This window comes from Rhodococcus sp. DMU2021 (assembly GCF_019641445.1).
GTDB lineage: Bacteria > Actinomycetota > Actinomycetes > Mycobacteriales > Mycobacteriaceae > Rhodococcus > Rhodococcus pyridinivorans.
This window is the reverse complement of the sequence record NZ_JAIFKB010000004.1, coordinates 302178-315152: the sequence shown is the minus strand read 5'-3', so window position 1 is coordinate 315152 and position 12975 is coordinate 302178. Positions and strand designations below refer to the sequence as shown.

The 12975-nt window shown below is 67.3% G+C and carries 13 protein-coding genes; 5 read left to right on the top strand and 8 right to left on the bottom strand.

From position 1 onward, the window contains the following. Positions 1–10: 10 nt before the first annotated feature. The 5 genes from K3M35_RS09825 to K3M35_RS09805 form a co-directional block, all read right to left on the bottom strand. The gene (locus tag K3M35_RS09825) at positions 11–2491 is read right to left on the bottom strand and encodes a bifunctional lysylphosphatidylglycerol flippase/synthetase MprF (RefSeq protein ID WP_374107758.1); all 2481 of its coding nucleotides are present in this window, start codon (positions 2489–2491) and stop codon (positions 11–13) included. A 26-nt stretch (positions 2492–2517) separates the two neighbouring features. After that, positions 2518–3837: an alpha/beta hydrolase family protein gene (locus K3M35_RS09820; RefSeq protein ID WP_220666347.1), complete on the bottom strand. Its 1320-nt coding sequence runs from the start codon at positions 3835–3837 to the stop codon at positions 2518–2520. A gap of 426 nt (positions 3838–4263) precedes the next feature. Beyond that, positions 4264–5817, bottom strand: a complete 1554-nt coding sequence (locus K3M35_RS09815; RefSeq protein ID WP_064061462.1) for a succinic semialdehyde dehydrogenase — start codon at positions 5815–5817, stop codon at positions 4264–4266. A 65-nt stretch (positions 5818–5882) separates the two neighbouring features. After that, entirely contained in the window at positions 5883–6614 is a 732-nt protein-coding gene (locus K3M35_RS09810) for a GAF and ANTAR domain-containing protein (RefSeq protein ID WP_064061461.1), read from the bottom strand. 279 nt (positions 6615–6893) lie between these two features. Next, a complete protein-coding gene (locus K3M35_RS09805; RefSeq protein WP_217579310.1) occupies positions 6894–7043 on the bottom strand; it encodes a hypothetical protein in 150 nt (49 codons plus the stop codon). A 43-nt stretch (positions 7044–7086) separates the two neighbouring features. Here K3M35_RS09805 and K3M35_RS09800 point away from each other — a divergent pair, with 43 nt between their 5' ends. Further along, on the top strand, positions 7087–7224 hold the full coding sequence (locus tag K3M35_RS09800; protein ID WP_019290400.1) for a hypothetical protein: 138 nt from the start codon (positions 7087–7089) through the stop codon (positions 7222–7224). A gap of 33 nt (positions 7225–7257) precedes the next feature. Here the strand turns inward: K3M35_RS09800 and K3M35_RS09795 are convergent, their stop codons facing one another. Both K3M35_RS09795 and K3M35_RS09790 read right to left on the bottom strand, forming a co-directional pair. Continuing rightward, positions 7258–7884, bottom strand: a complete 627-nt coding sequence (locus tag K3M35_RS09795) for an SRPBCC family protein (protein WP_220666346.1) — start codon at positions 7882–7884, stop codon at positions 7258–7260. Next, entirely contained in the window at positions 7881–8264 is a 384-nt protein-coding gene (locus tag K3M35_RS09790; RefSeq protein ID WP_006553358.1) for a helix-turn-helix transcriptional regulator, read from the bottom strand. The genes K3M35_RS09795 and K3M35_RS09790 overlap by 4 nt, the downstream gene beginning before the upstream one ends. Positions 8265–8331: 67 nt before the next feature. Here K3M35_RS09790 and K3M35_RS09785 point away from each other — a divergent pair, with 67 nt between their 5' ends. The 3 genes from K3M35_RS09785 to rraA are packed head-to-tail and all read left to right on the top strand — an operon-like array spanning position 8332 to position 11114. Next, a complete protein-coding gene (locus tag K3M35_RS09785; protein WP_019290401.1) occupies positions 8332–10176 on the top strand; it encodes a long-chain fatty acid--CoA ligase in 1845 nt (614 codons plus the stop codon). Between the two features lie 18 nt (positions 10177–10194). Further along, complete coding sequence (locus K3M35_RS09780) at positions 10195–10578, top strand: DUF5313 family protein (protein ID WP_006553356.1); 384 nt, start codon at positions 10195–10197, stop codon at positions 10576–10578. 47 nt (positions 10579–10625) lie between these two features. Further along, a complete protein-coding gene (gene rraA, locus K3M35_RS09775) occupies positions 10626–11114 on the top strand; it encodes a ribonuclease E activity regulator RraA (protein WP_006553355.1) in 489 nt (162 codons plus the stop codon). Between the two features lie 25 nt (positions 11115–11139). Here rraA and K3M35_RS09770 read toward each other — a convergent pair whose 3' ends face one another. Further along, positions 11140–11361 carry an RNA-binding S4 domain-containing protein gene (locus tag K3M35_RS09770; RefSeq protein ID WP_006553353.1) on the bottom strand — a complete coding sequence of 74 codons (222 nt, stop codon included), beginning with the start codon at positions 11359–11361 and terminating at the stop codon, positions 11140–11142. A gap of 28 nt (positions 11362–11389) precedes the next feature. Here K3M35_RS09770 and K3M35_RS09765 point away from each other — a divergent pair, with 28 nt between their 5' ends. Continuing rightward, the gene (locus tag K3M35_RS09765; RefSeq protein ID WP_039583606.1) at positions 11390–12745 is read left to right on the top strand and encodes a deoxyribodipyrimidine photo-lyase; all 1356 of its coding nucleotides are present in this window, start codon (positions 11390–11392) and stop codon (positions 12743–12745) included. Positions 12746–12975: the final 230 nt, after the last annotated feature.

The following is a 12975-nucleotide window of genomic DNA, read 5'->3' as shown; positions in this document are numbered from 1 at the left end:
TGAGCAACCGTCACCTGCGCAGCAGGTGCGTGACCAGGCGTCCGCCTTCCTCCAGGGACATGTGGGGAAGATAGGCACGACCGACCGCGATCCCGATGGTCGGCAGCGCCGCCGGGTCCGGGAACACCATGTACAGCGGGCGGTAACGGGGCTGGAACTTCGCCTTGAACGCCAGCAGCAAGCGGAATCCGTATACCGGTTCGAGCGTGCGGCCGAACAGATCGAGCAGGGCGTCGAGGGCTCCTCGGTCGAGTCCGGACCCACCGTCCATACTCGCGAGGGGCGCCCCCGACAAGCTCAGGAATTCGAGGCCCTCGTCGGCGGCGGACCGTGCCGCGGACGCGATGAGGAATTCCATGGCCGGCCGGAAGCCGTCCGAACGTCGCCGCATGAAGTCCAGCGTCAGCCCGACCACCTTCCCGTCCCGGTGGACCGGCATCCACGACGTGATCGCATGGACGTGGTCGTTCGCGTCGACCGCGAGTAGCAACCGGACTTCGGGATCGCGCAGTTCGGCCACTCCTCCGAGCGTGAACCCCATCTCGGGCAGTCCCTTGTCGGCCACCCATTCCTCGGAGATGTCGACGATCTGCTCGGTCACCGACAGCGGCGCGGCGGCGAAGGTCGTCCATAGCGCTTCGATCCCGTCCTTGGCAGCACGGTTGAGGGCGGTGCGGACGTCCTGGAACTTCTTGCCCTTGAAGGCGAGGTCCGCGAGATCGACGACGGTCTCCTCACCCACCTGCAAACAGGTCCAACCGTGGTCCCGGGCGATCGTCGCCGTCTCCTCGCCCACCGAGTACAGGCACGGTGTCCATCCGTTGCCGAGGCAGTACGCCGCGAACTCGTCGATCGTCTCGGTCATCGAGGCGCGCTCACCGATCGGATCCGTCGCCGTCAGGGCGACACCCGAGTGGACCCGATACGCCACGGCGTGCCTGCCGTCGGTGCCGAACCAGTACCGATTCCCCGCCCAGGTGGTCATCCACGACATCGATCCGCCGCCCGGGTCGTGCAGGAGTTCTCGCACCCGCTGTTCGTCGCCGAGGTCGACCCCGGCAGGGGGCACGAGGAAGCTGCGCCACAGGAGCACGCAGAAGGCGACCCAGACGATCACGCCGATCCACTCGAACAACAGGGTGGCGGCGGTGTCGAGGGGCATCACGGGAGGCTCGAAGAGCTGGAGGTAGACCGGTGGAAGGAGCCGGCGCGGCGCGTCGCGGAGCAAGGTGCCGATGCCGGGATCACGATCGAACCCGTCCGCCACCAGCGTGCCCACCACCACGTACGTCACGAGTGCGATGCCTGCGGCGGCTGCGGTTCCGGCCCATACCCGGCGATAGGTTCCCTGCGGTGCACGGACATCGAACAGGGTGCGGGTCAGCAGTAACAGGGCGAGCACGGAGACCAGCGCGAGGAGTGGCGCGAGTTCCATGGATACGGAGCTGTGCCGGTGGATTCCGTACAACAGGGAGCGGGTCTCGTCCTGTTCGGTCACGCGGACGATCGTGCTCGCGGCGGCCACGACGATCAGCACGATGTGTCCTCCGACCGAGAGGAACCATGCTGCCCGCCGCCCTCGACGCAGCCCTTCGGCACCGATCAGCAGCAGTACCGACGGCATGAGATTCGCGACGAGCGGACCTGCACCGGAGAGCCGAAGGGCCTGTTGCCCTTTCCGGCACTCGTCGTGCAGCGCGGGATCGGCACACACCTCGACGAGTTCTCGCGGGGTGTAGGGAACCTGCTCGAACAGCTCGCGTAGCGCGGACAGCGGTCCGATCGAGTGTGGGGAGAGCGCCGCGAAGATCGGGCCGAGCACGCTCGCTGCGACCACGAGCGCGACGAGCGTGCGGCGCTCCCGGATGGTGCCGCCGAGCACAGGACGGCGCACACCGCGTCCGAACAGGAGCGGGCCGGCGAGCAACCCGGCCAGCGCGACGGTCACCCTGTTCACGTCCTGCAGGTGTCCGGCGAACAAGGCTGCGGTCACCAGGAACACCAGCAGGAGTGTCCGGATGCGGCGACGCCACAGGGTGCCCATCGCGGTGGTGGAGGCGAGCAGGACGCCGAGCACCCACGCCAGCGGGTCCTCGGTGAGGTGGGTGTGCAGCTCCCTGCCCCACAGGTTCGGCACCAGGGAGGCGACCTGAGCAACGAGCAATGCGAGTGCCGCGCCCAGGCCCTGGGAGACGAGCGCGGCGAGCGTGAACCTGCGACTACCGATGCGACGTTCGACCGGCACCGCGACGGCGAGGATCGCAATGCTTCCGAGCACATACTCACCGGGACCGGAGGCGAACAACCCTGAAGTCCACAGTGTCCACAGGTGGCCGTCGGTGATATTCGGGATCCCGAGCGACATCTCGGATGCCGTTGCGTGCGACGGCCCGTTCCTCACAGAACCGGTGACGACCGCCAGGAACCAGATCAGCACGAGCAGTCCGCACGAGACGGGCGCCCGGAGCACCACCGTCCCGGTGCGGGACATCAGCACCCCCGCCCCTGTGCGGCGCATCAGTTGCCGAGCCCGAGCCGTTGTGCGAGCCATGGCAACTCCTTCTCGGGCCCTGCGGACCACAGGGCGAAGCTGTGTGTGCCCGGCAGTTCGGTGAGGTGGACGTCCATCCCCGCGCTCCGAGCCACCGAAGCGAGTTGTTCCACCCCGGCACGGTATTCGGAATCGTCGAGTCCCACCACGAAAGTACCGGCGGAATCGGGATACCGATTGCGTGCGAGCAGGTCGGCAGGATTGTTGCGCGCGAATGCTTCCGCATCACCACCGAACACGTCCCGGATCGTCGACGCCCGGTCACCGATGGTCGGCTCGGCCTGTCCCGACATGTCCAGAAAGGTCGGGTAGACATCTGGCCGGGTGGTCGCGAGTTGCAGTGCGCACGTTCCGCCGTACGAGAGTCCGCCCACGGCCCGTGCCCGTGGGTCGTCGTCGACCTGCAGGTCGTCCCGTACCCACGCCGGAACGTCGACGGCCAGATAGGTCGCCACGTTGCCGAGATGCGAGTCGGCGCACAACGGGTTGTCGAACTGACCTCCGGTGCCGTCCGCGAGCACGACGACCGGCGCCAGGCCGTGATGCTGCGCGGCATAGGCGTCCATGGTGGACGGGAGATGTCCGCCCACGAGCCAGTCCTCCGGACTGCCGGGCTGTCCGGCGAGCAGTACCAGCACCGGCAGTTCCGGTCGTGGATCCGAGAAGTAGGCCGGCGGGAGGTAGACGCGGGCTTCCCGCGCCCGGAATCCGGAGACTGTTCCGGGGATTGTCACAGAGGTGACCGCACCGGTCGCAGGCAGATCGTCCGACGCCGACCAGTCCTCCACCGGCACGGTCTGCGATGCCCGGAGGGAGGGGTCGTCGAAGGGGACGGTCCGGTAGTCGCTGATTCCGAGAACAGTCCGAACGGTGGGATAGGCGTCGTAGACCGCGTCGATCCGGCCCGCGGCGGAGATCACGACGAGTACCGCAGACACCACGAGTGCCGTCGCGACGAGTGGTCGGGCCCGGTCGCGACGTCGCACGAACCATCGTCCGATCAGTAGGGAGACGGCGAGCAGTGCCGTTGCCGCCCACCCGTACACCGCCCACGGCAGACGATCCGGGAACGGTTTCCACACCTTCTCGATCAGGAGCGCGGCCACCACCGTCGAGCCGAGGGCGGCGGTTACTGCGAGGGGTACTCCGTGTGCGAACCACACCCGGTAGCGGCGGAGGAGCAACACGATCAGACCGATGACCGTGAGGATCGCGAACACCGCGGTCGCCGTGGGGGTGGTGAGCGGTATTCCCAGCACTCCGTTCACCATCCTGGTCGAGGACATGGCGATCAGTATGCGCGGCCTTACACCCACCTGTCCGACATCACCGTCGAGACCATCGCAGAACAAGCGGAGGTTTCTACACGCACGCGCTGATCGCCGCTACGGCGGCCGGTGCGGTGCTGTTCGTCGCGGTGGAACGACGCGTCGCCGAACCCGCGATCGGCTGGTGCTCCTGTCGACCCTCGGCGCGGACACCCCGATCTGGGTGCTGGGCTGCTGGTTCGCCGTGCTCGGCATCGGATTCGGCACGTCCATGCAGCTTCTCGTGCTGATCGTGCAGAATTCCGGTTCTCGAGGCGTACAACGACGCGCTCGTGCCGATCTACCTGTACATTGCGCCGCTCGTGGTGGTCGCCGGGGTCCTGCTGTGCCTCGTCGTCGAGAAACCCCTCGCGACCACCATCGCGTGGAAGAGCGATCCGGCTCCTAGCGACCCGGCAGCCACTGCATCGACTTGACGAAGGGGGCGAGCACCTTCGCCCACATCCGCCGCGGAAGTCCGCGCGGGCCGTCGAGATTGAGCAGGCGCGTCGTCGCGATCGTCTGCGCCTCGGTGTACTTGTACAGGCCCTCCGCGCCGTGGCGGCGTCCCATGCCGGAGATGCCCATACCGCCCATCGGTGCGTCGGTGCTGCCCCATGCCGGGGCGTATCCCTCGTCGACGTTCACCGTGCCGGCACGCACCCGCGCGGCGATGGCCTCGCCCTGCGCCTTCGTCGCGCCCCACACCGATGCGTTGAGCCCGTACTCGGTGTCGTTGGCCTCGCGGATCGCTTCTTCGACATTCTCCACCGGATAGATCGACACCACCGGGCCGAACGTCTCGTTCCGGTAGCACTCGGCGTCCTCGGGCACGTCGGTGAGCACGGTGGGTTCGAAGAACAGCGGTCCGAGGTCGGGCCGCGTCTTCCCGCCGGCGACGACGGTCGCGCCCTTGGCGACGGCGTCCTCGATGTGCCGGGTCACCGTCTTGACCTGGCTCTCGCTGATGAGGCAGCCCATCTCGGTACCGAAGTCGTAGTCGGGACCGAGCGACATCTCGCGCACCCGTGCCCCGAACATCCGGATGAACTCGGGGGCGATCGACTTCTCGACGTAGATCCGCTCGATCGAGATGCACAGCTGCCCGGAGTTCGAGAAGCATGCCCGCACGGCGGCGTCGGTGACCTCGCGCAGGTTCACCCCGGAGGTGACGATCATGGGGTTCTTGCCACCGAGTTCGGCGGAGAACCCGATCAGGCGCCGGCCGGCCTGCTCGGCGAGCAGACGTCCCGTCTCCGACGAACCCGTGAACATCAGGTAGTCGGTGCTCTCGACGATCGCGGTGCCCACCACGGTGCCGGGACCGGTGACCACGGCGAAGACGTCGCGGGGAACCCCGGCCTCGTAGAGGAGCTCGACGACGGCGAGCGCGCAGTAGGGCGTCTGGCTGTCGGGCTTGAGCACCACGCTGTTGCCGGCGAGCAGGGCGGGGATCGCGTCGGAGACGGCCAGCGTCATCGGGTAGTTCCACGGCGCGATCACGCCGACGACGCCCTTGGGATGGTGCAGGACGGTGGTCTTCGTCAGGACCGGCAGCATGCCCGTGGCCTTGCGGGGGCGCAGGAGCTTCGGTGCGACGCGCGCGTAGAACCGCGCGGTCATCGAGATGTCGAGCACCTCTTCCTGCGCGGAGACACGGGACTTGCCGGTCTCGGCCTGCGCCATGTCCATGAGCTGCTCGCGTCGGGACAGCACGAGCTCGCGGTAGCGGTGCATGATCGCGGCACGCTTCTCGACGGGCAGCTTCGCCCACGCGACCTGCGCGGTGCGGGCCCGGTCGATCGCGGCCTTCGCGTCATCGGCCGTGCCGACCGGCACGGTGGCCAGCTCCCGTCCGGTGAACGCCTCGACGACGGGGCGGGTGGTCCGCTCGGCGGCGTCGGGGATCGCGATGAGGTCGGCAAGACGCTGGAAGGTCGCAGCGCTCGGAGCTGGCATGTTGCACCCCTACCGGTGAGTAGTACTTGCAGTTTCACTAAACCTACCCGGGTGCGTGTGTGCTGTCACACAGGCGTGGCGTCGAGGCCCGTCTCCCGATCGTCGCGTCGCTCGGGACCTGCTTCGACGATCCCCTGAGCGACCTCCGAGAGAGGGACGTTGCTGTCCTGCGAGAGCCGGCGCAACAGTTCGAAGGCCGCAACGGCATCGATACCGAAACGCTCCATGATCATGCCCTTGGCCTGCCCGATGATGTCGCGGGTCGCCAGGGCGGACGCGAACTGTCCCCGACTGCGGGCCGCGCTCATCGCCATCGCGGCATGAGCGGCCAGGACCTCGGCGGTCGCCTCCGCCGGAGGACCGAACGCCTCGGCTTTCGCAGAGAACATGTTCAGCGCTCCCATGCTCTCCTGATCGAGATACAGCTGGAACGACAAGGCACTGAACGCACCCGCGTCCACCGCGGCCTTCGCGAAACGCGGCCAGCGGGTCTCCGTCCGCAGGTCTTCGGAGCGCACCACGAGATATTTGAAGCTCGCATCGAGGCACGGACCTTCCCCGAACTGTTCCTGGACGTCGTCGAGATGCTCGGCGAGTTCCGACGTCGCGGCGAGAGAGCGGAAATGCTTCCTTCCGGTCACGATGAGGATGTCGGCGCAGTCGGCCCCCTCCACCAGTTCGACCGCGGCCGCGGTCACGCCGCGCAGGGTCTCGTCGAGATCGGCCGGATGGTAGAAGCCGCGAGCGAGCTGGGCCATACGCCGCCCGAGATCGCCCGCTTCCGACGCACGTGTCATGGGTTCATCCCTTCTCCACCGAGTTCGTAACCCCGCGGATCCGCCGACCGTATTGCCCGACTCAGCGAGCTCTACACCGCCGTCCTCCTCATCAGAACACGACCTCTTCCATTTCTACCCCGATAGTCTGGACTGATGGATCCGCCGGTGACCCGGTATCTACCCCGCGATGGTCACAATCCGGCCTACGGGGTGGCCGGAACCGGCCCCACCGACGTCGTGTGGTTCTTCGAGGTCCAGATGCGTCTGGACCTGTTGTGGACCGATCCGTACATGCACTCACTCTTCGAACGCCTCGCCACCTGTTCGCGCGCCGTCTGTTTCCAGCGCCGCGGTTTCGGGCTCTCCGATCCCGTCGACCACGTGCCCACGATCGAACAGCAGGCCGAGGACGTCCCCGCCGTCATGGACGCCGAGCAGATCCGGCACGCCACCCTCATCGAGGATCGGCCCGATCGCCCAGGAAGCCGGAGTGGGAACCCTGGTGCTCTCGCACATGGTCCCGGGCAATCGGCCCGATTCCACCTGGGAAGGATGCGGCGCCGGATTCGACGGGCGCCTCGTCATCGGCCACGACCTCGACGTGATCGGCGTCGGAGCCCCGGCCTGACCCCGTGCGTCGGAGACGCAGCGTGAGCCCGTTCTATTCGCCCGTGTAGAACGCACTCGTCCGCTCGGCGGCTGCGCGTGCTTGTTCGGGGTCCTCGCCCGCGGCGATGTCGGCCTCGCACCAGCCTTCGCTGCTGTCGCGGACGAACTGCAGACCTTCCTCGGACATCGACCAGGTCTCGAATTCCTTCGGATCCACCGTTTCTCCCGATTCGATGTGCAGTCCGAGTCCGAGAAGCGTCTGGTCCCAGCCGATACCGACTGCGCCCGGACCGTACTGCTCCCAGTGCTCGTCGGGGTAGGCGATGTGCGTCAGTTCCAGGCGCGCCCGGTCTCCCGGTTCGGGCAGGACCGACACCTCGATCCAGCTCACGCGACCAGCGAATTCCCAGGTGGCCCTGAACGTCCGGGGCGGTTCGCAGGTGAGGACCTCACCGCCGGCGTTGCCCTGGAGCTGGTACCGGCCACCGACCTCGAGGTCGCCCTCGACGGGCAGGAACCAGCGGGGGATGCGCTGCGGGTCGGTGCACGCCTCCCACAGGTCCTCGGCGCTCGTGCGGTAGCTGCGCGAGATCGTGACGACCTTGGCCTCGTGGCCCTCGACGGTGCGACGACCGACCGTGCGGCGACTCGTCTCGTTGCTCGTGATCACGTTCTTCATGAGGATTTCCTTCTCTCGTCGGAAGCAGGGAGCGCGGGCGGGACGGCGTCGCGGCTCCGCCGCTCACGCTTGCCGCGCGCGATCTCGGTCTCCAGGGCGTCCAGCGCCGCGAATACCGGCGTATGCAGACCCGCGAGCCAGTCCTCGAGTTCGACGAGGACCTCGGGATCGAGTTCGTAGTAGCGGCGGGTGCCGTCCTTGTGGACGGCGGCGAACCGCTGGTCGCGCAGGATCTTGAGATGTTGCGAGACCGCCGGCTGGGAGATCGAGAACTCCCGGCCGATCGCCGCGACGATTTCACCGGCCACCTGCGGACCGCCCGCGAGCAGTTCGAGAATGCGGCGGCGAACCGGATCTGCGAGGACCTCGAACCCGTGCATGGACCAACTATATAAGTTCCTACTTATATTCACCAGAAGGACGGTTCCGCTACCTAGACTGCGACATATGACGACAACGACGCGCGTCTCCGAGGAAAAGGTCGACCGAGCGGTCATCGACGAACGGGCCCCCTCGGTCGCCCGCCTGTTGCTCGATCGAGTGGCCGCCACACCCGACGCCGAGGCCTTCCGCTACCCCGACGGGAAGGACGGCTGGACGTCGGTCACCTGGGAACAGACCGGGGATCGGGTACGACTGCTCGCGGCCGGCTTGATCTCCCTGGGTATCGAGGCCGAGGACCGCGTGGCCCTCGCGTCGTCCACCCGCTACGAATGGGTGCTCGGCGACCTCGCCGTCATGTGCGCGGGCGCCGCGACCACCACCGTCTACCCCACCACCCACGCCGACGACGTCGCGTTCATCGTCGCCGACTCCGGCAGCCGGATCGTCATCGCCGAGGACGCCGGGCAGGTCGAGAAGCTCGTGAGCCACCGCAGCGATCTGCCCGAGGTGGCGAAGGTCGTGGTCGTCGAGGGCACCGGCGACGGTGATTGGGTCATCAATTTCGACGAGCTCGCCGACCTGGGCCGCGGCCTGCTCGCCGAGGACTCCGGAGCGGTGCTCAACCGCATCCACAGCATCAGGGCCGAGCACCTGGCCACCCTCATCTACACCTCGGGTACCACCGGCAAACCGAAGGGCGTGCGCCTGCCGCACTCGGCGTGGACCTACGAGGCCGCCGCCATCGACGCGCTGCACATGCTCAGCTCCGACGACCTGCAGTATCTGTGGCTGCCGCTGTCGCATGTCTTCGGCAAGGTGCTGCTCACCCTCCCTCTGCAGATCGGCTTCCCCACCGCGGTGGACGGACGTGTCGACAAGATCGTCGAGAACCTCGCGGTGGTCCGCCCGACCTTCATGGGTGCGGCCCCGCGCATCTTCGAGAAGGCCCACGCGCGCGTCGAGGGAATGATGGAGGAGGAAGGCGGCGCCAAGAAGAAGATCTTCGACTGGGCCGTAGGCGTGGGCCGGAAGGTGTCGAAGGCGAAGCAGGCCGGCAGGTCGCCCGGACTGCTGGACAAACTGCAGCACGGCCTCGCCGACAAGCTGGTCTTCTCCACCATCCGCGAACGCTTCGGCGGTCACCTGCGGTTCTTCATCTCCGGTTCGGCGGCGCTCAACCCCGAGGTCGGCGAATGGTTCGACGCCGTCGGCATCCCCGTCCTCGAGGGTTACGGACTCACCGAGACCTCTGCCGCGACGTTCGTCAACCGTCCCTACGCCAACCGCATCGGCACGGTCGGCTGGCCCGTCCCGGGCACGGAGGTCCGCATCGCGGAGGACGGCGAGGTGCTCGTCCGCGGCCCCGGTGTGATGACCGGCTACCACAACCGGCCCGACGCGACCGCCGAGTCGCTCTCCGACGACGGATGGTTCCACACCGGCGACATCGGCAGCCTCGACGACGAGGGCTACCTGCGCATCACCGACCGCAAGAAGGACATGTTCAAGACGTCGCAGGGCAAGTACGTCGCCCCGTCGTCGCTGGCAGCGACCTTCAAAGGCATGTGCCCGTACGCGTCGGAGATCGTCGTCTACGGCGAGGGCAAGCCCTACTGTGTGGCGCTGGTGGCGCTCGATCCGGAATCCGTCGGCGAGTGGGCGAACAAGAACGGTGTGAGCGGATCGTTCGAGGACATCGCACGGCACGACAAGACCCACGATCTGATCTCCGGATACATCGACGAGCTGAACCTGCAGCTCAACCGGTGGGAGCAGATCAAGAAGTTCACGATCATCGAGCGTGAACTGTCGGTCGAATCGGGTGATCTGACGCCGAGCATGAAGCTGCGCAGGAAGGTCGTCGTCGACAACTTCGCCGACAGGCTGGCAGGCCTCTACGAAGGGTGACGGCCTATCCTGGGTCTCATGATGAGTAGTGCACGACCGAATTTCCTGCAGCGGATCGGCTACATGTTCGGTCGCGCGCTACCGCCCGAGATGCGGGAGTGGGTACGCGACGACGTCCTGGGCCCCGGCGGAACACGCCGCTACCTGCTGCGATGGAACCTGCCGATCATCCCGCTGCTCCTGCTGTTCCTGCTGATCCCGGGGCCGGTGTGGATCCCGATCGCGATGATGCTGTTGCTGCTGCTGCCATGGGTCTACTTCTCGGTGGCGTTGATGCCCATCTGGCAGCGGCACCGCCTCCAGCAGCACGGTCTCGATCCGGAACTGCTCAGCGCGAAGGCACGCGCCCGCGCCGCCCGCGAACGAGAGGACTACGAACGCCGTTTCGGTCGCGCGTCCTGACCGGACCTCCCACAGTGCGGAGCAGCGTGTCCGCTTATCCTCGCACCATGAGTGACACCCCTGCCTTCACAGCCACTGCAGACCTCGCCGACGAGATCGGCCCGGACATCCGCAGCTGCGACACGCAGTTCATCCAGTTCGGCGGCCGCACCGAGTTCGTCGGCCCCATCACCACCATCCGCTGCTTCCAGGACAACCTGCTCGTCAAGCAGACCCTCTCCGAGCCGGGCAACGGCGGCGTGCTCGTCGTCGACGGCGGTGGCAGCATCCACACCGCGCTCGTCGGTGACATCATCGCCGGTCGCGGTGTCGACAACGGCTGGGCCGGGGTCATCGTCAACGGCGCGGTCCGCGACTCCGCCATCCTGCGCACACTCGACATCGGCATCAAGGCCCTCGGCACCAACCCGCGCAAGAGCACCCAGACCGGCTCCGGCGAGAAGAACGTGCCCGTCGAGATCGGCGGCGTGACGTTCAACCCGGGCGAGATCGTCTACAGCGACTCCGACGGCGTCGTCGTCCGCGTCGAGAACTGATCAGCCGAGCGCGCGGGTCGACCCGCTATTCGTGCGCGACCCGCGCGCTCGCCCCGGCGATCTCCACCACGTCGCCCACCTTCAGCTGACGGCCGCGACGCACCTCCACCTCACCGTTGACCGACACCAGGCCGTCGGCGATCACTTCCTTGGCCTCCGCACCCGACTCGATGAGGCTTGCGAGCTTGAGGAACTGACCGAGCCGGATCGACTCGTCACGGATCGGTACATCGAATGCGTCGGACATGGCACCCATTGTCCCCGACACTGGATCCATGGCCCGCCCCAGCATCATCTGGTTCCGTCGTGATCTCCGACTGAACGATCTGCCCACCCTGCTCTCGGCCACCGAGGCCGCCGACGACGTCCTCGCCCTGTTCGTCCTCGACGACGCACTGCTCCGCCCGTCCGGTGCCCGCCGGCGCGACTTCCTCATGGGATGCCTGCAAGCCCTCGACCGGGATCTCGGCGGGCGCCTGCTCGTCGTCCAGGGAGACCCGATGATGCTGGTGCCGCAAGTCGCCGCCGAGTTCGATGCGGCCGCGGTCCACATCAGTTCCGACCACGGTCCCTACGGCACGCGACGCGACCGAGCGGTCGCCGAAGCGCTCGGCGACGTCCCGCTGGTGGCCACCGGCTCGCCGTATGCCGTCACGCCGGGCCGCATAACGAAACCCGACGGCACTGCATACAAGGTGTTCTCGGCCTTCCGCCGCGCCTGGAACGACCACGGATGGCACACACCCGCGGCAACCGGACCGGACACCGCCGACTGGGTCGACCCGAGCGGCTGCTCCACACGCGTGCCGATTCCCGAAGCCGGCGACGAACCCACACCTCCCCCCGGAGAGGCGGCCGCACTGGAGCGATGGCGCGAATTCCTCGACGACGGTCTCGAGCGGTACGCCACCGACCGTGACCGGCCGGCCTACGACGGCACGAGCGGCCTGTCGCCCTATCTGAAGTTCGGCTGCATCCATCCGCGGACCCTGCTGCACGACATGAGGAACCGGTCGGACGAGGGGGCCGTCACCTTTCGCAGCGAACTGGCGTGGCGCGACTTCTACGCCGACGTCCTGTTCCAGCGGCCCGAGACCGCCCGGACCAACTACAACAGCGACTTCGACGCCATCACCTACGATTCCGGACCCGACGCCGACGCCCTGTTCGCCGCGTGGTGCGAGGGCCGCACGGGATTCCCGATCGTGGACGCCGGGATGCGGCAGCTCCTCGCAGAGGGCGTCATGCACAACCGGGTGCGGATGATCGTCGCGTCGTTCCTGACGAAGGACCTGCACCTGCCGTGGTGGCGTGGGGCGCGACATTTCATGAAGCATCTGGTGGACGGCGATCTGGCCTCCAACCAACACAATTGGCAGTGGACGGCGGGCAGCGGCACCGACGCCGCTCCCTACTTCCGGGTGTTCAATCCGACCCGGCAGGGCGAGAAGTTCGATCCGACGGGTGAATACGTACGCAGATGGGTACCCGAACTGCGGAGCATCGACGGCGCTCGTGTGCACAGCCTGCCCGACGGCCCTCCGGACGGATACCCGGAACCGGTCGTCGATCACGCACACGAACGCCGCGTCGCTCTGGACAGATACGAGCGGATTCGCTCACCCCGATGAAGAAGACGGCGAAACGACCCATCCGGTCGTGGCGGTGCTCCGAACAACTTCTGGACGGACAACCTGTTCGCCGTACACCCAACGAAAGGACATCGCAGTGCGCGCTCTCGTCGAGGCAGCTTTCATAGCCATCCACAACCCGCTCGTCGACGCATACACCTTTCTGATCAGCGTCCTTCCTGCTTGAGTGGATACGGTGCAGGAGTCCGCCCCGGCGCCGTCACCACCGG